This is a genomic window from Inconstantimicrobium porci (assembly GCF_009696465.1).
Taxonomy (GTDB): domain Bacteria; phylum Bacillota; class Clostridia; order Clostridiales; family Clostridiaceae; genus Inconstantimicrobium; species Inconstantimicrobium porci.
In genome coordinates, this window is sequence record NZ_VULX01000003.1 from 50474 (window position 1) to 75244 (window position 24771).

General features: G+C 32.2%; 19 protein-coding genes and 1 tRNA gene. 17 read left to right on the forward strand and 3 right to left on the reverse strand.

Annotated features, from left to right (window positions below; all coding sequences use genetic code 11):
- Window positions 1-5 precede the first annotated feature (5 nt).
- Window positions 6-2027 carry an LTA synthase family protein gene (locus FYJ33_RS03810; protein WP_154530443.1) on the forward strand — a complete coding sequence of 674 codons (2022 nt, stop codon included), beginning with the start codon at window positions 6-8 and terminating at the stop codon, window positions 2025-2027.
- A gap of 51 nt (window positions 2028-2078) precedes the next feature.
- Here FYJ33_RS03810 and FYJ33_RS03815 read toward each other — a convergent pair whose 3' ends face one another.
- Window positions 2079-2390, reverse strand: a complete 312-nt coding sequence (locus FYJ33_RS03815; protein WP_154530444.1) for a rhodanese-like domain-containing protein — start codon at window positions 2388-2390, stop codon at window positions 2079-2081.
- 163 nt (window positions 2391-2553) lie between these two features.
- Between FYJ33_RS03815 and FYJ33_RS03820 the strand changes: the two genes are divergently transcribed.
- From FYJ33_RS03820 to FYJ33_RS03875, 12 genes are all read left to right on the forward strand, one after another.
- On the forward strand, window positions 2554-3504 hold the full coding sequence (locus tag FYJ33_RS03820; RefSeq protein WP_206046605.1) for a glycosyltransferase family 2 protein: 951 nt from the start codon (window positions 2554-2556) through the stop codon (window positions 3502-3504).
- Window positions 3505-3850: 346 nt separating this feature from the next.
- Window positions 3851-4864, forward strand: a complete 1014-nt coding sequence (aroF, locus tag FYJ33_RS03825; protein WP_154530446.1) for a 3-deoxy-7-phosphoheptulonate synthase — start codon at window positions 3851-3853, stop codon at window positions 4862-4864.
- Window positions 4865-4884: 20 nt separating this feature from the next.
- Window positions 4885-5940 (forward strand): 3-dehydroquinate synthase, encoded by a 1056-nt coding sequence (aroB, locus tag FYJ33_RS03830; RefSeq protein ID WP_154530447.1) that lies wholly within the window; start codon window positions 4885-4887, stop codon window positions 5938-5940.
- 75 nt (window positions 5941-6015) lie between these two features.
- On the forward strand, window positions 6016-7092 hold the full coding sequence (aroC, locus tag FYJ33_RS03835) for a chorismate synthase (protein WP_154530448.1): 1077 nt from the start codon (window positions 6016-6018) through the stop codon (window positions 7090-7092).
- A 13-nt stretch (window positions 7093-7105) separates the two neighbouring features.
- The gene (gene pheA / locus FYJ33_RS03840; protein WP_154530449.1) at window positions 7106-8218 is read left to right on the forward strand and encodes a prephenate dehydratase; all 1113 of its coding nucleotides are present in this window, start codon (window positions 7106-7108) and stop codon (window positions 8216-8218) included.
- A 22-nt stretch (window positions 8219-8240) separates the two neighbouring features.
- On the forward strand, window positions 8241-9059 hold the full coding sequence (gene aroE / locus FYJ33_RS03845; protein WP_154530450.1) for a shikimate dehydrogenase: 819 nt from the start codon (window positions 8241-8243) through the stop codon (window positions 9057-9059).
- Entirely contained in the window at window positions 9056-9553 is a 498-nt protein-coding gene (locus FYJ33_RS03850; RefSeq protein WP_235900765.1) for a shikimate kinase, read from the forward strand. The genes aroE and FYJ33_RS03850 overlap by 4 nt, the downstream gene beginning before the upstream one ends.
- Window positions 9554-9558: 5 nt before the next feature.
- Window positions 9559-9996, forward strand: a complete 438-nt coding sequence (aroQ, locus tag FYJ33_RS03855; RefSeq protein WP_154530451.1) for a type II 3-dehydroquinate dehydratase — start codon at window positions 9559-9561, stop codon at window positions 9994-9996.
- Window positions 9997-10022: 26 nt separating this feature from the next.
- Window positions 10023-10862, forward strand: coding sequence for a prephenate dehydrogenase (locus FYJ33_RS03860; protein WP_154530452.1), 840 nt, complete (start codon window positions 10023-10025; stop codon window positions 10860-10862).
- Between the two features lie 236 nt (window positions 10863-11098).
- Window positions 11099-12679, forward strand: a complete 1581-nt coding sequence (locus FYJ33_RS03865) for an ABC-F family ATP-binding cassette domain-containing protein (protein WP_154530453.1) — start codon at window positions 11099-11101, stop codon at window positions 12677-12679.
- 108 nt (window positions 12680-12787) lie between these two features.
- The gene (locus FYJ33_RS03870; RefSeq protein ID WP_154530454.1) at window positions 12788-14443 is read left to right on the forward strand and encodes a SulP family inorganic anion transporter; all 1656 of its coding nucleotides are present in this window, start codon (window positions 12788-12790) and stop codon (window positions 14441-14443) included.
- Between the two features lie 436 nt (window positions 14444-14879).
- Entirely contained in the window at window positions 14880-15149 is a 270-nt protein-coding gene (locus FYJ33_RS03875; protein WP_154530455.1) for a PHP domain-containing protein, read from the forward strand.
- A gap of 48 nt (window positions 15150-15197) precedes the next feature.
- On the opposite strand, the gene FYJ33_RS03880 is transcribed toward FYJ33_RS03875, so the two are convergent.
- Window positions 15198-15284: transfer RNA gene (locus tag FYJ33_RS03880), tRNA-Leu, on the reverse strand.
- A gap of 314 nt (window positions 15285-15598) precedes the next feature.
- Between FYJ33_RS03880 and gltB the strand changes: the two genes are divergently transcribed.
- Window positions 15599-20155 carry a glutamate synthase large subunit gene (gltB, locus tag FYJ33_RS03885; RefSeq protein WP_154530456.1) on the forward strand — a complete coding sequence of 1519 codons (4557 nt, stop codon included), beginning with the start codon at window positions 15599-15601 and terminating at the stop codon, window positions 20153-20155.
- 151 nt (window positions 20156-20306) lie between these two features.
- Here the strand turns inward: gltB and FYJ33_RS03890 are convergent, their stop codons facing one another.
- Window positions 20307-20840 carry an undecaprenyl diphosphate synthase family protein gene (locus FYJ33_RS03890; RefSeq protein WP_154530457.1) on the reverse strand — a complete coding sequence of 178 codons (534 nt, stop codon included), beginning with the start codon at window positions 20838-20840 and terminating at the stop codon, window positions 20307-20309.
- Between the two features lie 167 nt (window positions 20841-21007).
- On the opposite strand from FYJ33_RS03890, the gene FYJ33_RS03895 reads away from it, so the two are divergent.
- From FYJ33_RS03895 to FYJ33_RS03905, 3 genes are all read left to right on the forward strand, one after another.
- On the forward strand, window positions 21008-22288 hold the full coding sequence (locus FYJ33_RS03895; protein WP_154530458.1) for a TolB-like translocation protein: 1281 nt from the start codon (window positions 21008-21010) through the stop codon (window positions 22286-22288).
- Between the two features lie 110 nt (window positions 22289-22398).
- Window positions 22399-23820 carry an NAD(P)/FAD-dependent oxidoreductase gene (locus FYJ33_RS03900; protein WP_328598649.1) on the forward strand — a complete coding sequence of 474 codons (1422 nt, stop codon included), beginning with the start codon at window positions 22399-22401 and terminating at the stop codon, window positions 23818-23820.
- A 3-nt stretch (window positions 23821-23823) separates the two neighbouring features.
- Complete coding sequence (locus tag FYJ33_RS03905) at window positions 23824-24714, forward strand: FAD-dependent oxidoreductase (protein ID WP_154530459.1); 891 nt, start codon at window positions 23824-23826, stop codon at window positions 24712-24714.
- The last annotated feature ends 57 nt before the right edge of the window (window positions 24715-24771 follow it).

Below are 24771 nucleotides of genomic sequence, written 5' to 3' on the forward strand. Positions count from 1 at the left end.
GATTTATGCAGATGAAGGAACGTATGTTAGATTTCTTAAAAGCGCATAAAAATACAATGACATGGATAGCAAAATATCTTGGATTATTTCTTGTAGTTGAATGTTTTCAAAGAGCAAGCGTTTTGCAAGGAATAACTTATATTTTTCAGAATCCGTTAGTTTCAATCTATAATATATTTTTATTAGTATTTTTAAGTTTTTTTATTTTATTTTTAAAAAGAAAAAATCTTGGATTTGTAATCTATTCTATAGTATGGATAGGATTAAGTTGTGCAAGCGGTATAAAAGCTGATTTTAGAGGAGATCCACTAATGGCTCAGGACTTTTTCCTTCTTAAGGAAGCAGGAGACGTTGCTGGCTCATATTTGAGTGTGGGAAGAATTATATTAATAATAGTTCTGACTTTAATTTCAGTTGCAGCAATAGTTTATGTGTGGAAAAAAGAAAAGTATAGCAAAAGATTTAAAAGCAAATATTTTGTTATTGCAGCATTAGTGTTATTATGCTTATTCCCTGTTGCATCAAAGGGAATACTTAATGTATTAAACATAAATCCTGTTAGATGGGATATGAAAGGTTCATATTTTAAATATGGTTTTGCATATTCTTTTGCGGAAACTGTGCTGTCATTGAAACCGGAAAAACCACAGGAATATTCAAAAGAAACTGTTAAATCAATAAAAAATAATATTGAAAAAACTACTGCCAAGGATCAGAATCAGTCAGTAGAAGCATCAAATTTAAATAATGCACAGATAAAACCTAATGTTATAGGTTTTTTATTAGAAGGATTTTTTGATCCAACAACACTTCCAGGAGTGACTTTTTCAAGAGATCCAATTCCGAATTTTAGAGCATTAATGAAAAACTATACTTCGGGTAAAATGACAGTGCCTGTAATTGGTGGTGGTACAGTAAATACTGAGTTTGAAGTATTTACCTCTATGAGCACAAAGCTTTTAAGTCCAGGAAATACACCATATGTTCAGACTCTAAGAACTAAGTCAGTTGAATCTATGCCTAGTGTATTTAGAAACAACGGCTATACTACAACTGCTGTTCATGATCACTGGGGAAATTTCTATAACAGAGTTGATGTCTATAAAAATATTGGATTTGATAGATTTATAAGTGGTGAAACTATCGCAAATAAGACTAAAATTGGAGGATGGACTGAAGATAAGGTAATGCTTGATCCAATCAAGAAAGTATTTAACAGCCAGAAGGGTGGCAACTTTATTTTTGGAATTACAGTTCAGACTCATGGACCATATGATGGTGATAAGCTTATTACTGAAGATTGCCCAAGAGTAACATCTGATGTACTAAGTGAAAGAGAAAAAATTCAAGTAGAAAATTATGCTTATCAGCTTGAACAGACAGATAAGTTTATTAAATCAATAATAGACATGATTAATGAAAGTGGACAACCTACTGTATTATTTATGTATGGAGATCATCTTCCTTCATTAGGAGATAACTTAAGTGTTTATAGCAAAGTTAATCTTTCAGATACTCAGAAGTATCAGACTCCATACGTTATATGGAATAATATTGGTGAGAAGAAGCAGGATGAAGATATAAATGCATATGAACTTGCTCCAAAAGTATTTGACTGTTTAGGTATGGAAGGAACATCCATGGCTCAGTTCCAGAGAAAGTATAAACAGGGACAGGCATCTGAAGAAGACTTTAAACTACTAGAGTACGATATCCTTTATGGTAAAGATTACTTATATGATGAATCTAAACCATTTGAGGTTAAAGATATAGCTATAGGACTTACACCACTTAAGGTTACTTCTGTACAGTTTGATGGTGATAAAGCAGTAATTAAAGGTACTGGGTTCACAGAACAGAGCAGAGTGTTAAAAAATAATAAGATAGTTGATACTACTTTTGTTAATACAACAACTCTTGAAGTAGATAAGAAAAAGATTAGCAGTGGGGATACTATTGAAGCATGCTATATCGACTGGAAAGATGGAGTTTATTATAAGAGTCCAAGCTTTAAGATAGAAAAGTAAGATATAAAAAAGTAAAACCTGGTTTTCCGGGTTTTACTTTTTTATTTTAAATTATTTATTACCTAAATGCTGTTCCCATTTAGTGTAACCGCCAAGCATGTTATATATCTTGCGAAATCCGTTATTTTCAAGTATTAATGAAGCCTGATAACTTCTTCCACCGCTTCTACAGTATACAAGAATAGGAGTGTCTTCTAAACCGTATAATTCATCTATATCAAGAGGAAGTTTTCCTAGAGGTATAAGCTTTGAATTTTCAAGATGGCCATCTACATATTCTTCATGAGTTCTTACATCAAGAATCAAAAGATCTTTTTCAGTAGATATCAATTCTTCAGCTTCTTTTACAGAAATATCGATCATATTTATAAGCTCCTTTTTTAAAATTATGTCACTACAATTATACATTGAAATTTTATAAAGCACTATAATCATTTCTTAAGTTTTTATGATAAAAAATCTTATTTGTTTACTTTGGAAAATAGGTGTACTATAATTTAAAAGTAAATTGCAAATGTAATGGAGGATGATTAGATTGAAGAAACTTGTATCGGTAGTTGTTCCGATGTATTTTGAAGAAGAGGTTGCATATGAATGTTATCATAGATTAACAGATGTAATGAGCAAAGGTGACACAGATTATGAACTTATATTTGTTAATGATGGTTCAACAGATAAAACGCTACCTATTTTGAAAGGAATAGCTTTAAATGATAAAAAAGTTAAAGTAATCAGCTTCTCAAGAAATTTTGGACATCAGAATGCTGTGACTGCAGGAGTGTTTGGAGCTAGTGGAGATGCAATAGTAATTATTGATGCTGATCTTCAGGATCCGCCAGAATTAATTCCTGATATGATTGCAAAATGGCAGGAGGGCTATGATGTCGTTTATGCAAAAAGAAAGCAGAGAAAAGGTGAAAGCATATTCAAGCTTGTAACAGCTAAATATTTTTATAAATTTCTTCATGCGATGTCAGATGTAGAAATACCTAAAGATACTGGAGATTTTAGGCTTATAGATAGAAAAGTGGCAGAAGTATTTAAGAACATGCCTGAAAGAAACAGATTTATTAGAGGTATGATCAGTTGGGTAGGATTTAAGCAGATACCTTTAGAATATGAAAGACAGGAAAGATTTGCTGGTAAGACTAAATATCCATTAAAGAAGATGCTGAAATTTGCATCTGATGGTATTATAGGTTTTTCATCAAAGCCGCTAAAGATGATATCTTTTGTGGGTGGATGTACAATTGTCCTTTCGATAATATTATTCATATACTCTATTGTAGAAAAGATTATTAAAGGAAGCACAGTTCAAGGATGGACATCACTTATTTGTGCAGTTGCATTGTTTAGCGGAGTACAGCTATTGTCTTTGGGAATTATTGGGCAGTATATTGCAAGAATATATGATGAAAGTAAACAAAGACCACTATATATTATTGACGAAAAGATAAATTATGAAGAAGAAAAATAGAAACAATTCAACAAATTTAATAATATGTTGACAAATTGAAAAAAAACATATATTATTATTATAATGTGTTATTATGAAATATGAGGAGGAACAAATATGTTAATGAATTTTAAGGGTTTATTTGAAAAAGCTTATAAATATTATTACTTTAGCTGGTACTTTAACTTTTGTACTAGATTTTTTGCGTACTCAAAAATAAATAATAAACCTTATGAAATGAGTTTTTATTAACATATTTTGTTATTACAATATTTCCTAAGTATTTTGGATTTTAAGAGAACTCATAGAGTTCTCTTTTTTTATTATATTCAATAAATTTATTTATTAAAGAGGAGGAATTTTATTTATGGTAGTTATTTTAAAACAAGGAACATCAAAAGATGAAATAGTAAAAATAACAAAAAATATTGAAAAACGTGGTCTGAAAGTCAGTACTGTAGTTGGCGATAAACTTATAGTATTAGGACTTATTGGGGATACAAGCAAAGTAGACTCAACAATTCTTGAAGCTAATGATTGTGTAGAGAGGGTTTTACATGTTCAGGAGCCTTTTAAGAGGGCTAATAGAATGTTTAAACCGGAAGATACAATAGTAGATGTAAATGGTGTCAAGATTGGTGGAGGCCATTTTGGACTAATAGCAGGTCCATGCTCAGTAGAAAGTGAAGAACAGATTATTGAGATAGCTAAGTCAGTTAAGAAATCAGGAGCTACAATGTTAAGAGGTGGAGCTTTCAAACCTAGAACATCACCATATTCTTTTCAGGGATTAAAGGACGAAGGGCTAGATTTACTTCTTAAGGCAAAAAAAGCTACAGGACTTCCTATTGTAACAGAAATCATGTCTACCGATTATCTTGACAGGTTCGCAAATGATGTTGATGTAATACAGGTTGGAGCAAGAAACATGCAGAACTTTGAACTTTTAAAGGAATTGGGAAAGATTAGAAAGCCTATTCTTTTAAAGAGAGGATTAAGTGCAACTTATGAAGAACTGCTAATGTCAGCAGAATATATAATGGCTGGTGGAAATGATAATGTAATTCTTTGTGAAAGAGGAATAAGAACATTTGAAACTTACACTAGAAATACTCTTGATGTGGCTGCAATACCAGTGATAAAGAGATTGTCTCACCTTCCAATTATTATTGATCCTTCTCACTCAGCAGGAAAGTGGTGGCTTGTTGAACCATTAGCAAAGGCAGCTGTAGCCGCAGGAGCTGATGGCCTTATTATAGAAGTCCATAATGATCCTGCAAATGCTTTATGTGATGGACAGCAGTCAATTAAGCCGGATAAATTTGACAGCCTTGTTCAGGAATTAAAAATGATTGCTAAAGCTGTAGGTAAAGAAATTTAGTAAGTCAAAGGGTGATTATAATGCAAGAACTGCATGTTGATTTAGGCAATATAAGTTATGACATAAAAATAGCAAAAGGATTAAGACATACTATAGGAACGGAAATAAAAAATATTTTTAATGGCAGAAAAATAGCCCTTATTACAGATGAAAATGTTGATAAATATTATGGAAGTGAAACAGAAAAATCTTTGAAGAATCAGGGATTTGATGTTAGGAAAATAGTACTTAAGGCTGGTGAAAAGACTAAATCTTTTAACAGTCTGATGACACTTTACAATGAGTTTATCGATTTTAATCTTACAAGAAGTGACCTTATTATAACAATGGGCGGTGGAGTTATTGGAGATCTTGGTGGATTTGCTGCTGCTACATATTTAAGGGGAATTAAGTTTGTGCAGTTTCCCACATCGCTTCTTGCACAGGTAGATTCTTCTGTTGGTGGTAAAGTAGCAGTTGATCTTGAAAAAGGTAAAAATCTTGTTGGTGCTTTTTATCATCCATCTCTTGTTATTATAGACAGCGAAATGCTTGATACCTTACCAGATAGAGTATTCAATGATGGTATGGGGGAAGTAATAAAATATGGACTTATTGGTGATAAAGAATTATTTGATAAACTTTATAATGCAGGTGGCAGAAACGATGTAATGAAGATCATAGACGATGTTATACATACGTGCTGTGATATTAAAAGAATAGTCGTTGAAAAAGATGAAAAAGATACAGGACTTAGAATGATTCTTAATTTTGGACATACGATTGGTCATGCAATTGAAAAGTATTTTAATTTTGAAAAGTACACTCATGGAGAAGCTATTTCTATTGGTATGTATGAAATAACGAAAATAAGTGAAGAGAAAGGTCTTACTGAAAAGGGAACTGCAGATAGAATAATAAATATTCTTGTTAAATATGATCTTCCTTATGATGTTAAAATAGATAATAAAGAAGAAATTATCGATACAATATCTTTAGATAAAAAGAATCTAAATAATGTACTTAATTTAATTGTTTTGGATAAAATAGGCAGTTGTAGAATTATAAAAGAAAGCAGGCAGTTTTTCATTAAGTAATTATATAAGTATAATAGTAATATAAATGATTATTAGGAATCTTGCATGAATGAATGTTACTTGGAGGTAATATAGATGAGTGGATTTTGGGGCAGTAAAATTAAACTATCCATATTTGGCGAATCACATGGAGAAGGAATTGGAATAACAATAGACGGTCTTCAACCAGGATTTAAGATTGATTTTGAGAAGGTGCAGCAGGAAATGGACAGAAGAGCACCAGGAAGAAATAGTATAAGCACTGCCAGAAAAGAAGGCGATAAAGTCACAGTAATGAGTGGAATCTTTAATGGTGTTACTACTGGAACTCCATTATGTGGAATCATCAGGAATGAAGATAAAAAATCAAGAGATTACAGCACACAAGCTGTATTAATGAGGCCTGGTCATGGAGATTATCCCGGATACTTAAAATATAATGGTTTCAATGATTACAGAGGCGGAGGACATTTTTCAGGCAGGATTACAGCACCTCTTGTTTTTGCAGGTGCAATTGCTAAGCAGATGCTTTTAGAAAAAAATATAAAGGTTTATTCACATATTAAATCAATAAGTAATATATATGATGATGAGATTGATTTATGCTGTATCAATGAAGATAAATTTGAAAATCTGAAGTCAAAAGAAATGGCAGTTTTAAATGATGAGACTATGATAAAGATGAAGAATAGAATTCTTGAGGTTAAGGAAGACTGCGATTCTGTAGGTGGAGTTATCGAGTGCATTATAACAGGAGTAGAAGGTGGAATAGGAGATCCATTCTTCGATTCTGTAGAAAGTACAATTTCGCATCTTGTATTTTCGGTACCAGCAGTAAAAGGAATTGAATTTGGTAAAGGTTTTGATATAACTAAAATGACTGGATCAAAAGCTAATGATCAGTATTACTATGATAGTGATAAAGTTAAAACATATACAAATAATAATGGTGGCATTACTGGCGGCATTACAAATGGAATGAATATTGTCTTCAGGGTTGCAATAAAGCCTACACCATCAATATATAAGGAGCAGAATACAATCAATATCAAGGAAAAGAAAAATGATAAATTAAAGATTGTAGGTAGGCATGACCCATGTATTGTACAGAGAGCTGTACCTGTTATTGAAGCTGTAGCTGCAATTGCTCTTTATGATTTAATTAAAGAATAGGAGATTGCTTTTTATGGGATTAGATGAATATAGAAAAAAAATAGATGACATAGATAAGCAGATTATGAAACTTTTTGTGGACAGAATGGAAACTGTTACAAAGGTTGGGCTATATAAAAAACAACATAATATTGAAATACTTAATACTTGTAGAGAGAACCAGGTTATCGAAAAAAATGTTAAGCTGCTTGATGACAGTCTTAAGGAAGAAGGAAAAGAATTTCTTGAAGCAATGATGGCTGTAAGCAGAAAATATCAGGCTAAGATAATTAACAAGCAAAATACTAGTACTTATGATTATGTGAAAATTGGTTATCCAGGCGTAAGAGGCTCATTTTGCCATCAGGCTCTTTTGGAATATTTTAAAACAGAAAAAAATGCAAAGAATTATAATGATTTTGAAGATGTTTTCGTATCTTTAAAGAATGGCGAAATAGAGTATGCAGTTCTGCCAATTGAAAATTCTTCAACAGGTGCAATAAACAGTGTTTATGATTTGCTTAGGAAGTATGGATTTTATATTGTAGGTGAACAGTGTATATCCATAGATCAGAATCTTATTGGTATTGATGGTACTGAAATTACTGATATAGAAGAAGTATACTCTCATACACAAGGATTTGAACAAAGTACAATGTTCCTGCAGAATCATAAGACGTGGAAGCTTATACCTTATCATAATACAGCAACAAGTGCAAAGCATGTAAAAGAACTTAATGACAAGCATAAAGCTGCCATAGCAAGTAGAGAAGCTGCTAAGATATATGGGTTAAAGGTTATCAAGGAAGGTATAAATGATAACAGAAATAATACTACAAGGTTCATAATAGTAGGGAAGAAGCTTCAAAATGATGATATATATAATAAGATATCTGTAGTATTTTCTTTAAAACATGAATCAGGAAGCCTTTACAGTGTACTTAAATATTTTGCTGAGAATAAGATAAACCTATTAAAGATAGAATCAAGGCCTAGAGAAGAAACTAACTGGGAGTACTTTTTCTATATAGATTTTGAAGGAAATCTAAATAATGAAGCTATAGATAAGGCAATTAATGAGCTAAAAACAAGTTCATCATATTTTAGACTTCTAGGATGTTATAAAGCATCATGCGAAGTGAAATAATATTTTATTTTAGAGGTGTAATATGAAAATTTTTGGTTTAGTTGGTGAAAAATTATCTCATAGTATGTCACCAGAAATTCATAATGAAATTTTTAAATTATTAAAAGAAAATGCAGTGTACAATCTTTTTGAAGTTGATGAAGATAATGTTTCAGAAGTTGGTGATGCTTTAAGAGTTCTTAATATCAAAGGTATCAATGTGACAATTCCTTATAAAGAGGAACTTATAAATTCTGTGGATGAATTATCACAGGAAGCTGAGAAAATAGGCGCCATCAATACTATATTAAATAAAGATGGTGTACTTAAAGGCTATAATACCGATTACTATGGATTTGGAAGAATGCTTAAAAATTTCAATGTGAATTTAAAAAATAAAGTTGTAGTGGTTTTAGGTAACGGAGGAGCAGCAAAGGCTGTTGTACAGTATGTAGCTGATCAGAATCCTAAAGATATACTAATAGTAGCAAGAAATAAAGTTAAAGCTAAAAATTCATTCAAGAAATATGATGTTATAAATTATGATGAACTTGTAAATATAAGGGGAGATATTATATTAAATACTACACCAGTAGGGATGTATCCTAAAGCAGGAGTCAGCGTCGTTGATGGCAGTGTAATTGAAAAATTTAATATAGCTATTGATCTTATTTTTAACCCATTTGAAACTGAGTTTTTAAGGATTGCTAGAGAAAAAGGGCTAAAGACTATAGGTGGTCTGTATATGCTTGTTGGCCAGGCTATTAAAGCAGAAGAAATATGGCTTGGTAAAGAAATCAGTGAAGAGGACGAAATGATTATTTACAAGAAACTTAAGGATATTATGGAGGGGAGAAATTGAATATAGTTCTAATTGGAATTATGGGAGCAGGAAAAACAACCGTTGGAAAAATTTTGAGTAAAAGATTAAACAGAACTTTTATTGATACAGACGATTACGTTGTAAAGAAAAATAATATGTCAATTAAAGATATGTTTGATTATGGAGAAGAGTATTTCAGAAAATGTGAAAGCGATACTATAAAGGATGTTAGCCGATTGCAGGATGTAGTTATTTCATGTGGCGGCGGAATAATAAAGAAGAAAGAAAATATCGATTGCCTTAAAGAGAATGGCTGTATTGTATATATCGACAGACCCATAGAATCAATTTTAAATGATATAAATGTAGAAGGAAGACCTCTTCTTAAATCAGGTAAAGATAATCTTTATAAGTTGTATAATGAGAGAAGAAAACTTTATGAACTTTACTGTGATTATCATATCAAAAATGAGAGTTCTGCTGAGCATTGCGCAGATGATATTATAAGAGAAATGAATCTTGGGAAGAGGTGATTATATTGAAGATTATGGTTATAAATGGAGCCAATCTTAATTTCCTTGGTATCAGGGAAAAAAACATTTATGGTAAGAAGGGCTTTAAAGATGTAGTAGAGTACATCAAGTATGAAGCAAATAAAATCGATGTTACTGCTGACTGTAGACAGAGTAACATTGAAGGAGAGATTATAAACTTTATTCAGGAAGCTTATCTTAATAATTATGATGGAATAGTAATCAATCCAGGTGCATATACTCATTATTCATATGCAATTATGGATGCAATAAAAAGTGTAGAGATGCCAGTTATAGAAGTACATATAAGTAATGTACATAAGAGAGAAGAGTTTAGACATACATCTGTGACTGTAGCAGCATGTTCAGGTCAGATTGTAGGCCTTGGCATATATGGATATGTACTTGCGCTAATGGCAGTAAAGAATATAAAAGAGCAGTAAAAACTGCAGAAAATTAGGGGGCTATTATGAAAATATGCATTGTAGGATTAGGAGTTATAGGTGGATCTTATGCACTGGCTTTAAAAGAAGCAGGATATAAAGAGGTGTATGGTATTGATAATGATACAGAAACATTAAAGACTGCAAAGGAAATGGGGATAATAATTGAAGGATTTACTAGTGGTGGTGAAATACTTAATGAATGTGATGTGGTTATTTTAAGTCTGTATCCAAATTCAATTATTAATTTTATACGTGATAATGAAAAATACTTAAAACATGGTGCTGTTTTAACAGATGCTACAGGAATAAAAGAAAGTATCGTTGATAAAATAGAGAAATGTTTACGAGATGATGTGGAATTTGTTTTTGGACATCCAATGGCGGGAAGAGAGAAAAAAGGTATACTTTTTGCAAGTGGAGAAGTTTTTAAGGGAGCAAATTATATAATAACACCTACTGAAAGGACAAGTGAGCAAGCAATGAGCATGATTGAAAAGCTTGCTTACAGTATTGGTTTTAGAAGAGTAACGAGAATTTCTCCTGTAGAGCATGATGCACTTATTGCCTTTACATCACAGCTTCCGCATGTATTAGCTGTAGCACTTATTAATAGTGATGATGAAAAATATGATACAGGAAAGTTTATTGGAGATAGCTACAGGGAACTTACAAGAATATCAAATATTAATGGACCTCTGTGGACAGAACTTTTTCTGCACAATAAAAAGAATCTTCTTCATTGTATTGACAATTTTGAAAATCAGCTTGATATGCTTAAAAAAAGTATAAAAGAAAACGATGCTGAATCACTTAAGGATATGTTTGAAAAATCATCATCTAGAAGAGAAATGTTGGAATTGTAAGTAAAGAATAATATGTATTTTAAATTACCATAGAAAAATAATAGTCATTACAGAGTAAATTTGATATAATATACACAGAATAATGAGACCGTTGCTATAATGTAGATGTAAAATGTACATATTTCAAGGGATTATCCTATAGATATGGTTACTTAATTATTATATTACATCTATTATGCAGCAGCCTCATTTGCGTTTAAATAGAAAATATTTATATAGAGGAGTGCAGTAAATTAATGATAACAGTAACTAATGTAAGTTTAAGATACGGTGCACGTAGATTATTTGAAGATGTTAATTTGAAATTTACACCAGGAAACTGCTATGGAGTTATTGGTGCTAATGGAGCAGGAAAGTCAACTTTCTTAAAGATTCTTTCAGGACAGATAGAACCAAACACTGGAGATGTTTCATTAGATCCTAATGCTAGACTTTCAGTTTTAAAACAGGACCACTATCAGTATGATGAAAATGTTGTTCTTGAAACAGTTATTATGGGTAATGAAAGATTATATCAGATAATGAAGGAAAAAGATGAGCTTTATGCTAAAGCTGATTTTACAGATGAAGATGGAATAAAGGCATCTGAACTTGAAGGTGAGTTTGCAGAACTTAATGGATGGGAAGCTGAATCTGAAGCTGCAATGCTTTTACAGGGACTTGGAATAGGTACTGAACTTCAGGATAAGAAGATGTCAGAATTAACAGGTGGAGAAAAGGTTAAAGTTCTTTTGGCTCAGGCATTATTTGGTAAGCCTGAAGTTCTTATACTAGACGAACCTACAAACCACTTAGATGCTAAATCAGTAGCATGGCTTGAAAACTTCCTAGCTGATTTTGAAGGAACAGTTATAGTTGTATCACATGATAGACACTTCCTAAATATGATTTGTACGCATATTTGTGATGTGGATTTTGGAAAGATTAAGCTTTATGTTGGTAACTATGATTTCTGGTATCAGGCAAGCAGCCTTACAATGCAGATGGCAAAAGATCAGAACAAGAAGAAGGAAGAAAAGATTAAAGAACTTCAAAACTTTATTGCAAGATTCTCAGCTAACGCTTCAAAATCTAAGCAGGCTACTTCAAGAAAGAAACTACTTGATAAAATAACATTAGACGAAATACCAGCTTCTTCAAGAAAATATCCATTCGTAGGGTTTAGTATGGAAAGAGAAGTTGGAAATGAAGTTCTTACTGTTGAAGGATTAACTAAAACTATAGATGGGGAAAAAGTTCTAGATAATGTTTCATTTAGAGTTGAAAAGGGAGATAAGATTGCATTTGTTGGAAATGAAATCTCAATTACTACTTTATTCAAAATTTTAGTTGGAGAACTTGAAGCAGATTCAGGAAAATTCAAGTGGGGAGTTACTACTTCTCAGTCATACTTCCCTAAGGATAATAGCGAATACTTCAACGGATGTGAATTAAGTCTTGTTGATTGGCTTCGTCAGTACTCTGATGATCAGACTGAAAGTTACTTGAGAGGATTCCTTGGAAGAATGTTATTCTCAGGGGAAGAGGCTCTTAAGAAAGCTAATGTTTTATCAGGAGGAGAAAAGGTTAGATGTATGTTATCTAGAATGATGCTTTCACATGCAAATGTACTTATTTTAGACCAGCCTACTAACCACCTTGATCTTGAATCAATAACTGCTGTAAATAATGGACTTATAGATTTCAAGAGCAATGTTTTATTTGCAACTCATGACCATGAATTTATGCAGACAATAGCAAACAGAATAATCGAAGTTAATCATGATTCATTCGTAGACAAGAGAATGACATATGATGAATACTTAGAAAGCAAATAATTTTATATATTTTTCGCCTCGTGGTTTTTTTGAAACCCACGAGGCGTTTTCTGTGGGTAAACTCTAGAAATAGTTTACATAAAATATACATATTAAAAGGGGATACATATGAAACCAAAACTATTACAAATTATTAAACATAGGGATCAGGAACTTAAAAATGGACAAATCTTTAAAGATGTTATTGCAGGGATAATTGTTGCTATTATAGCACTACCATTATCAATTGCTCTTGCAATATCATCTGGTGTAGCTCCTGAGAAGGGACTTATTACAGCTATAATAGCAGGCTTCTTTATATCATTTCTTGGGGGAAGCAGAGTACAAATTGGTGGACCTACAGCTGCTTTTGTAGTGATTATATTTGGTATAATACAAAAGCATGGTTTGGACGGACTTATTATGGCAACAATTATGGCAGGTATTTTACTTGTTATATTTGGTATCTGTAAGTTTGGCTCATTAATAAAATACATACCATACCCAATAACAGTTGGATTTACAACAGGTATAGCGATAACTTTATTTACAACACAGGTTAAGGATTTTTTAGGACTTCAGATTGATAAAGTACCTTCAGAGTTCCTACCTAAATGGGCATCTTATTTTGCTCATCTTAATACAATAAACTATATGGCATTTTTACTCGGTGCAATTGCACTTATAATAATGATCGTATGGCCTAAAATTAATAAAATGATTCCAGGATCGTTAGTTGCATTGATAGTTATAACATTAGCTGCTTATTTATTTAAGCTTAATGTTCCTACAATTGGAAGTACATTTGGAGAAATATCTTCAAAAATATCAGGAATAACAGTGCCTAAAGTTGACCTAGAAACAGTTATTAAGCTTATCAAACCAGCATTTACAATAGCAATTCTTGCAAGTATAGAATCACTTCTTTCAGCTGTAGTTGCTGATGGAATGATAGGTAAAAAACATAATTCTAATATGGAACTTATTGGACAAGGTGTCGCTAATATAGCTAGCGGTTTGTTTGGAGGAATACCTGCAACTGGCGCTATAGCAAGAACAGCAGCTAATGTTAAGAATGGAGGAAGAACCCCTATAGCGGGAATTACACATGCAGTAACTTTATTTTTAATCATGATTATCTTTATGCCACTTGCAAAATATATTCCATTAACAGTACTTGCTGCAATTCTTATGATTGTTTCTTATAATATGAGTGAATTAAAAGTATTTAAAGCAATGTTAAAAGGACCTAAGAGTGATGTTATAATTCTTATTACTACATGTTTATTAACAGTTATCTTTGATCTTGTTGTAGCAATTGAAATAGGAATGGTTATAGCAATGTTTTTATTTATGAGAAGAATGGCTAATAACCTTGAAGTAAATATGATGGATAGCGATGAGTGTGCAGAATTTACTGAACTTAATGGTATTGATACATCAAACATCGGTAAAGGTATAGTTGTATATGAAATAGAAGGTGCATTATTCTTTGGTGCAGTAGATACTTTTATGGATGCAATAAAAAAAATTGATTCAGAATCAAGTGTACTAATTCTTAGAATGAGACATGTTTCTATGCTTGATGCTACTGGATATAAAGTACTTAAAAATATTGAAGAGAAGTGTAATAAAGATAATATAAAACTTGTTATGTCAGGTGTAAATGACCAACCTTATAAAGTAATGAAAAATATGGGTATGGTTAAGAGGCTTGGCAAGGAAAGATTTAATAGAAAGTTTAAAGATGCTGTTATCCTTTCTAACAGATTAATAAGTGAATAATATGCAATAAGAATTTACCGCCTCATTATTTATATATTCTTTTAATAGATATAAAATAGTAATATAAATAGGGGGCGGTAAAATGCTTGATGCACATATACACTTAGAAAAAGGTCCATATAATAGATAGTGGCTAGATAAGTTCATTGATGAAGCTGTAAAGAGAAACATAAATGAAGTATACTTTCTTGAGCATACTCATATTTATAAGGAATGCAGAAGTCTTTATAATGAAATGTCACAGTATAATGAATATCAGTCAAAATGGTTTGCTGGAAAAGATTCTAAGTCAATTTATAGACGGCTTTGCTTTCAGTCATCTAAAACAGAGATGGAGCAGTAATGATGTTGATATCAATAAGCTTTATGACAGATACTACAGCATAATGATTAAGCTTGTAAAAAGTAATCTTTTTAGTGGACTTGCCACCCTAATTTGCTGCAGTGTTTTGGAGCATATCCGCCAAAGAACTATAGTGATTATTATAAAAAGCTTGCTTGTGAACTTCATAAGAGAAGCATGTATGTTGAAGAGAGCGGTGGTCTTGCAATGAGCTATAATGATCCTCAGATTGGCATGAATGAAGATATGATAAAATCCATGAAAGAAAATCATGTTACAGTTCTTACTGCTTCTGATGCTCATTATCCTTGTGATGTTGGCAGAAATATTAAAAGAATGCAGGATATATTAGATAGATATTAAAAAAGCTTCAGTATGAAAAAATCATACTGAAGCTTTTTTGTAGTACTTTGGTGCAGGTAACAGGACTTGAACCTGCACGAATTTACATCCATATGGACCTGAACCATACGCGTCTGCCAATTCCGCCACACCTGCATAAATCATATTACTTCCTTATTATACAATAATGATATATATTTTACAAGTAAGTTTTATTATAACTTTAATTAAATATAAAACCTAGATGCACTTAATATAATTAAGTTTTATTATCAATAAACGAAAAAAAACAAAAAAATATACTAATTTACTTAAAAAAGTTATTGGAATCTGCTTGTGCATATATATTATTAATATAATAAATGTGATATAATATTGATAATTAGATAATAAAATTATGTTTTTATGACACAATATCACGTATTTGGTGATAAAAATAATCATATATTAAAATTAAGCGATGAAGGGCGATGAAGAAGAGTATGTTTAGTAATAAGGGGCTATATAATTCTAAATTTGAACATGATGCATGTGGCATTGGAGCCATAGCCAATATACACGGAGTAAAAAGTCACAAAGTTGTATTAGATGCGTTAATAATGCTTTCAAGGCTTGATCATAGAGGAGGTATTGGAGCTGATGAGGATAGTGGAGATGGTGCAGGTATACTTGTGCAGATTCCACATGGATTTTTTAAAGAGGTATTGAGGGAAAAAGGTATAAAACTGCCTGAAGAAGGTAAATATGCAGTAGCTAATATGTTTTTTTCTAATGATAAAGACAAAAATTTAATGGCGATATCATGCTTAAAAGGCTGTCTGGCTGATAATAATCTAGAAATCATTACTATACGAGATGTGCCTGTTACTGCTGATAGAATAGGAAAGGCTGCTTTACTTAGTATGCCTGTTTTTAAACAGGTATTTGTAAAAAAACCTGATGATATAGCAGATCAGGATGATTTTGAAAGACTGCTTTATATGGTAAGAAGAGAAACTGAGAAAAAATTATCATTACTTGATGGTTTTGAAAAAGACACAGTATATTTTGAATCATTCTCTTCAAGGACTATTGTGTATAAAGGTATGCTTAGGGGATCACAGCTTCAAAGATTCTATAATGATCTTAATGATGAGAGATTTACAAGTGCTTTATCTTTAGTACATTCAAGATTTAGTACAAATACATTTCCAAGCTGGTCAAAGGCTCACCCTAATAGATATATGATACATAATGGGGAAATCAATACGATAAGGGGTAACTCGAACTGGCTTGCTACAAGGCAGAATAATTTCAAGTCTGATGTTTTTGGTGATAATATAAAAAAGGTACTGCCTGTAATCAATGATGCAGAAGGTTCTGACTCTGCAATGCTTGATAATGCATTAGAATTTTTCATGATGAATGGAAGAGAACTGCCGGAAGCTGTAATCATGACTATACCTGAGCCATGGGATAAGGTAGATAATATGGCTCAGTATAAGAAGGATTATTACAGATATTATGCTAATATGATGGAACCGTGGGATGGACCAGCAGCAATTGTCTTTACAGATGGTATTAAACTTGGGGCTGTACTTGATAGAAATGGTTTAAGACCTGCAAGGTACTTTGTAACAAATGATGGCTATTTAATATTGTCATCTGAAGTAGGCGTACTTGATATAAATGAAGAAAATATAAAGATTAAAGATAGACTTAGACCAGGAAAAATGCTTCTTGTTGATACTAAAGAAGAAAAGATTATAGATGATGAAGAAATAAAGAATAAATATATGAAAAAAAATCCTTATGGAAAATGGCTTCATGATAATATGCTTGAACTAAGCGATATTAAATGCTGTAGTAATTATGAGAAAATAGCAGACCTCGTTACTATACAGAAGTGTTTTGGATATCATGTAGAGGATATAGAAGCATCAATAGTGCCAATGAGCACAAAAGGAGCAGAGCAGATAGGGGCTATGGGTATAGATGTACCTTTAGCAGTTCTTACTGATAGACCACAGTTACTGTTTAACTATTTTAAGCAGCTTTTTGCACAGGTAACAAATCCACCTATAGATGCAATAAGAGAAAAAATTGTAACATCAACTGAGACTTATCTAGGATCAGAGGGTAATATTTTAAAGGAAACTGAGGAGAATTGCAGGCAGCTTAAACTGGAAAGCCCTATTATTAGTAATGATGAACTGAAAAAGATAGAATCACTTCATAGAGATGGATTTAATGCTTCAGTAATTTCTATACTATTTGATAATGATAATGAGCAGGGAAACTTAAAGAAAGCTATGGACAATCTATTCAAAGTTGTTGATGATGCAATAGGTAAGGGAAATAATATTCTTATATTAACAGATAGAGGAGTCTCAAAGGAAAAAGCAGCAATACCTTCTCTACTTGCTGTATCCGGAGTTCACCATTATCTGATAAAGAAGAATAAAAGAATTAGTGTATCAATTGTGCTTGAAAGCGGTGAACCTAGAGAATCTCACCATTTTGCAGCACTTTTAGGATATGGTGCTTCTGCAATAAATCCATATATTGTTTATGAAACAATAAAGGATTTATCAGTAAGGAATATTATTGAGTGTGATTACGAAACTGCAGTTAATAATTATAACAAGGCTGCTTTAAACGGTATCGTAAAAATACTTTCTAAGATGGGCATATCAACAGTACAGTCATATCAGGCTGCGCAGAGATTTGAAGCAATTGGACTTAATAAGGAGTTTATAGATAAATATTTTACTGGAACAGTGTCAGTAATAGAAGGAATTGGTATTGAGGAAGTACAAAAGGAATATCTTGAAAAGCATAATGCTGCATTTAATGATACATCTGAAAAACTTGAAAATGATGGTAGCATTAAATTTAAACTTGGCAAAGAAAAGCATTTATTTAATCCTATTGCTATTCGTACACTTCAAAAAGCGGTAAGAACTGGTGACTACCAGATGTATAAGCAGTACTCAGCTTTGATTGACAGTGATGACAACATTGTTACATTAAGAGATGTACTTGGCTTTAAATATGTAGATAAGCCATTACCTATGGATGAAGTAGAGCCAGTTGATTCTATAGTAAAGAGATTTAAGACTGGAGCAATGTCATATGGTTCAATTTCAAAGGAAGCACATGAAGCTCTTGCTATAGCAATGAACAAAATAGGCGGAAGGTCAAACTCAGGTGAAGGTGGAGAAGACAAGGAAAGATTTGAAAGCAGAAATTCAGAAGATAATATGTGTTCTGCAATAAAGCAGGTGGCTTCAGGAAGGTTTGGTGTTACATCAGAGTATCTTGTTAATGCTAAGGAAATACAGATTAAGATTGCCCAAGGAGCAAAACCTGGAGAGGGAGGACATCTTCCAGCAGCTAAAGTTTATCCGTGGATTGCAAAGACAAGACATTCAACTACTGGTGTCGGACTTATATCTCCACCACCTCATCATGACATATATTCTATAGAAGATTTATCACAGCTTATTTATGATCTTAAGAATGCTAATAAAGAGGCAGAAATTTCAGTTAAGCTTGTATCAGAAGCAGGTGTGGGCACAGTTGCAGCAGGTGTTGCTAAAGGAGGTGCTCAGATAATTCTTATCTCAGGTTATGACGGTGGTACAGGAGCAGCTGCTAGAACAAGCATTAAGAATACAGGTCTTCCATGGGAATTAGGGCTTGCTGAAACAAATCAGACTCTGATAAAAAATAACTTAAGAGGCCGTGTATCCCTTGAAACAGATGGAAAGCTTATGACTGGAAGAGATGTTGCTGTAGCAGCACTATTAGGAGCAGAACAGTTTGGCTTTGCAACAGCACCTCTTATTGCACTTGGCTGCGTTATGATGAGAGTATGTAATTTAAATACTTGCCCTTTAGGAATTGCAACACAAGATGAAAAACTTAGAAAGAATTTCAAAGGAAGACCAGAATACGTTGTTAACTTTATGAGGTTTGTAGCTGAGGAACTTAGAGAATATATGTCAAAGCTTGGTTTTAGAACTGTTGATGAGATGGTTGGTAGAGTGGATATGATGTTCCAGAGAAAAGATCTAAATGTATCAAAGTGCAGCAAATTAGATTTATCATCTCTTCTTCATAAAGAGGAAACTGCAGAAGGCTATTCTAATATTTATAGTAGCAGCGAAGCATACGATTTTAAACTTCAAAATACTCTTGATGAGCAAAAACTTGTTCCAATGGCAAAGATGGCATTGGAATATAAGAAAGCTGTTGAAATAGATACTGAAATAAGTAATACTGATAGAGCAGCAGGTACTATTTTAGGTTATGAAGTAACAAAGAGATATCCAGACGGGCTAAAGGATGATACTATAAAAATTAATTGCCAAGGTTCAGCTGGCCAGAGTTTTGCTGCTTTTGTTCCTAAAGGTATAACTATGAAAGTTGAGGGAGACCTTAACGATTATGCAGGCAAAGGTTTATCTGGTGGAAAAATTATAGCATATCCTCCTAAAAATGCTGGCTTTGAATATGATAAAAATATAATAGTAGGAAATGTTGCTTTGTATGGTGCTACATCAGGAGAAGCATATTTCGAGGGAATAGCTGGCGAAAGATTTGCAGTTAGGAATTCAGGAGCTCATGCAGTAGTAGAAGGAACAGGTGAACATGGCTGTGAATATATGACTGGAGGAGTTGTTGTTGTGCTTGGAAAGATCGGAAAGAACTTTGCAGCAGGTATGAGCGGCGGTATTGCTTATATATATGATGAGGATAGAAATGCAGAAAGCAATGTAAATACGGATATGATATATATAGAAAAGTTAAGCAAAAATGATGAAAAAATTGTGTTAAAGATGATCAAAAATCATTACAGTAATACAAAATCAAAGAAAGCTCTTAGAATACTTGAAAATTTTGATCAGGAAACTACAAAATTCATAAAGATTATGCCAAAGGATTATGAAGCTATGATAGAATTGATCAAAGAAAAGAAAGAAGAAGGGTTGAGTGATTATGGTGCTGAACTAGCAGCGTTTAATATGAGAAACAATAGGTAATGTAAAATGTATAAAGTATAATTATAGGAGTGAACTCCCTATGGGGAGTTTCAAAGCAAAGACATAAGCGAACATATCAAATCAAAGATTTGGTATGTTCGCTTAAACAGTTAACTTATAAATTTTCAATCTAAAAATTATTTATTTGAAATCAGCCTCCTAGAGTGACATCCTGGTTGTTATACCATTCCAATGCCTTATAAAAATCCTCATCTTTAAAATCTGGCCAGTAATTATCAAGAACAAAAAAATCTGAGTAGACTGTTTGAACTGGTAGTAATCCGCTAAGTCTTCTTCTTCCTCCCCATCTTATTACAAGATCAATTCTTGAAATATCGTGTGAGTGTATGTATGGCTGAATATGTTTGTGATTGCAATCCGCAGATTTTAGTGCATATAAGTCCCATTCCCAACCGTAGTTTATAAGAAAATTGACTTTAACTCCTCCAGTTCCAAATAATTTTCTTTTTGTAAAAGCTTCTTTCTGATATGAAGGTCTTTTTGTATTATCTACTGTAAAACCATAAAAAGTGACTTCTTTGATTTTCTCTTTTTCACATAATTTAAATACTTTAAGTCCAGGATTTATTCCGTAGTCATAACCTTCGTCTTTCGCCATATTTTTAGATAATGCCCATCTTCTGTTTCCGTCAGGAATAACTGCTATATGTTCAGGAAGTCTCATTATATTGTGCTCCTCTCCGCATGATTCTCATTTATGATAAGTATAACCAAAAGTCGTAAATAATATTTATTTGTATAAATATGAATAAAGTCAGAATACTATTAATGTAGCAGTATATTAAATTATATTGTAGATATTAATATGTAAGATAATATAAGGAGATTAGCATGAAGAGAGTACTAAAAAATATGGCATTCATTTTTATTTTATTTATTTTATCATATGCAGATGTTTATGCTTATGAAATTAAAAACAACAGTGTATTTTCAAAAGAACATGTGGTTGCAGTTATACGAAAAAATCAGATATGGGCTATTGATGTTAACAATGAAAAAAATAAAGTTCTAGTAGATAAGGGAGGAAAATTCAGCTATCCACTTATATCTTCAACTGGATATATAGCTTATAGAAAAAATAATGATCTGTATGTCAGTAGGATAGATTTTAAAAATAAGAGTGCAACATATAAAGTTACTGACGATGTATTATCATATATCTGGCATAGTAATGGAAGTCTTCTTTATTCAAAGGACAGTGGTGGATTATATGTTAAGGATGTGAAAAATAATAAGAATAAGATATTAAGGCTTGGCAAAGAATCATATGCAAAGATAGTCGAAGGAAAAGATGGTATTATATTTGCAGAGAAGAATGGCATAAAAAATATTAATGGCTATGATTATCAGAATGAATTGGGAATTGTAAAAATGAATCTTAAGAATAATGATGAGATATTAATTGTGGAAAGAAAACCTGGTGATTATGTTACAGGAGATCTTGGTTTAAATCCTAAGATTGCATCAGTTTCATATGATGGCATAAATCTTTTTATTTGGTGTAAACCAAATTCAGAGTCAGCTTCAGCTGATGGTGTGGAACTTGGTGTATATAATGTTAATACAGGGATATTTTCAAGGATATCAGGATCTAAGATAATATCACTTGTTTACACAGATAATATAGCGATTTCACCAGTTAACAATAATGAAGTAGCTATAGTTAATGGATATATTAGAGATATGAATCTAAACAAATCGCTTGATGTAATTGATTTATCAAAAAAGAAAATTAAAAAAATATCCCCAATTGATGAGACAATTATGACTCCATATTACTCTCATGATGGTAAAAGAATTCTTTATTCCTCTGCTCTAAGCAGTGATTCAATTATTAGGTGGCAGAACAATATGGATCATAATATATTTGAGTATGATATAGAAAAGTCTAAAATAGAAAAACTTACAGATAAAAAAGGATACTGGGATTTTGCGCCTAGGTATGTTAATGATGGACAGGACATTGTTTTTTTAAGAAAAAGTAGAGACGGAAAACTTTCATTAATAATAAAAAAGAAAAATTGTGAAAGGACTGTTGTAAAAGGTATACTGAATAATTCTAACTTGTGGTATTATGGACATTATGATTTGGGACGAGTAACTACATTATAATAACTATAAAAATAATTGATAGTAATCATTAGCAATATGAATTTTACTTATCTAAAAAACTTGGATATACTTAAATAATAAATTGAACAGATGGAAAGGGAGTATTTATTGTGAATGATATTGTAATAATTGGTGCAGGAATTATTGGCTGCTCCATTGCCAGAGAGTTATCAAAATATCAGCTTGATATTACTGTAATTGAGAAAAATTTAGATGTAGCAGAGGGCACATCTAAAGCAAACAGTGGAATAGTACATGCTGGTTTTACTGAAAAGAAAAATACGCTAAAAGGTAGTCTCGTTGCTAAGTCTAATAAAATGTTTGACATACTTTCAGATGAGCTGGAGTTTAGTATGGTAAGAAACGGTGCACTTGTATTAGCATATGACGATAACGATGTTAGAAAGATAGAACAGTTAAAGAAGAATGGGGAAGAACTAGGCATTACAGGGCTTTCAATTTTAGATACGGAAGCTGTAAAAAGAAAGCAGGGGAATATAACTAAAGGAGTAAAAGCTGCACTTTATGCAGAAACTTCTGCAATAGTAAATCCATATGATATGACTATTGCTATGGCAGAAAGCGCTGCTTTGAATGGAGTTAATTTTAAATTTGGAGCTAATGTTGTTAATATTGAAAAGAATGGAGATATTCACACTATCTATTTAGAAAATGGTGAAGACATAAAATCAAGATTTGTAATTAATGCTGCTGGTTTATTTGGCGCAGAAATTAATAACATGATGAACGAAGAAAAATATAATATAAGAGGAGTCAAAGGTGAGTACTGTCTCTTTGATAAAATTGCAGGAGCAGCAGTTAAGAACACTCTATTCCGTGTACCTGAAGAAAAAGGAAAAGGTGTTTTGGTAACACCTACTACTGATGGGAATCTTATTGTTGGTCCTAATTCGCAGAAAGAACAATCAGTTTCAACTACAAGAGAAGGTATTGATGAAATTATAGAAAAAGCATCAAAAGTTATTGATGAACTGCCTGTAAAAAGAGTTATTACGTCATTCAGTGGTGTAAGAGCTAAAACAGAAAGTGGTGATTTCATCATAGAAGCACTTAAGGATAATGAACAGTTTATAAACGTAATAGGAATAGATTCGCCAGGGCTTACATGTGCGCCTGCTATAGCTGAATACGTGTCAGATATGATTTCAAAAAATTTAATCATGATAAAAAAACATAATTTTATCAGCAAGAGACACAAGATGGTAAGATTTGCTGAACTTAGTGTAGAAGATAAGAATAAACTCATCAAGGATAATCCTGAATATGGACGAATTGTCTGCAAGTGTGAACTTGTTACAGAAGGAGAAATTATAGATGCAATACATAGAGTTCCTGGTGCAGTTACATTAGATGGTGTTAAGAGAAGAACACGTGCAATGATGGGAGGTTGCCAGGGAATGGGATGTATGCTTCCTATATGCAAAATAATGAGCAGAGAACTTAATGTAGATATAAGTGAAATAAATAAGAATAGTGCATATTCTCCAGCAGTTGGATTCAGGGAGGTTTAGTATATGAATAAATATGATTTAGTTATAGTAGGGGCTGGTGCTGCTGGTATGTTATGTGCAGTAAATGCCAAAAAGCATGGAATTCAAAGAGTATTGATTATTGATAAAGATCCTGTTTTAGGAGGCTCATTAAACGGCTGTACGTATACTATAGATAAAGATAGAAAGATTACTGGAAATCAATATCTTGCAGAATTAACTGAAGAATTTAAAAAGCATGATATAAAGGTGTTACGTAATACTATGGTGCTTAAGATTGATGAACATGGAAGTGCAGTATGTTTAAACAGCACAGAGGGATTACATAAGATTGTGGCTAAAAATATTATTCTCTGCAATGGAGCAAAAGAAAAAGGCAGGAACTCAATTGCAGTTACAGGAGATAGATGTGCAGGTATTTTAAATGTAACAATGGCTAAAAAAATCTTTGCCATGAACATGATTCCAGGAAAGAATATATTGTTTTGCGGAGATGATGGCATAAAAAGAATTATCAATGAGATAAAGAAAAGCAACGTTAACGTTGTAGGAGTTGTTGGTGAAAATAGTTATGGATTGACTGACAACATCTTTAATGGTTATGAAATATCAAGAATTAATGGTAGGGGTAGAGTAGAAGAAGCTATTCTCACAAAGGGAGATGAAGCATTAAAGGTAAAATGTGACACTGTTATCTTTGCGTACGCAAGAATTTCAGATGGAATCGTAGCTATGAGAAGCGGAATAGATTTAAATCCTTTAACCACAGGGCCAAGAGTCGATAAAAATTATATGACTTCAAGAGAAAATATATATGCATGTGGTGATGGTATTTTTATTCATGAATATATTGATGATATTGAGAATGAATGTGAAAATCTAATAAGATTTGTTTTTGACTCTAACTGTAAATAGGGTTAAAATTCTTGTATTTTTTTATATGATATCATATCGTTCATATAATCCTAATTA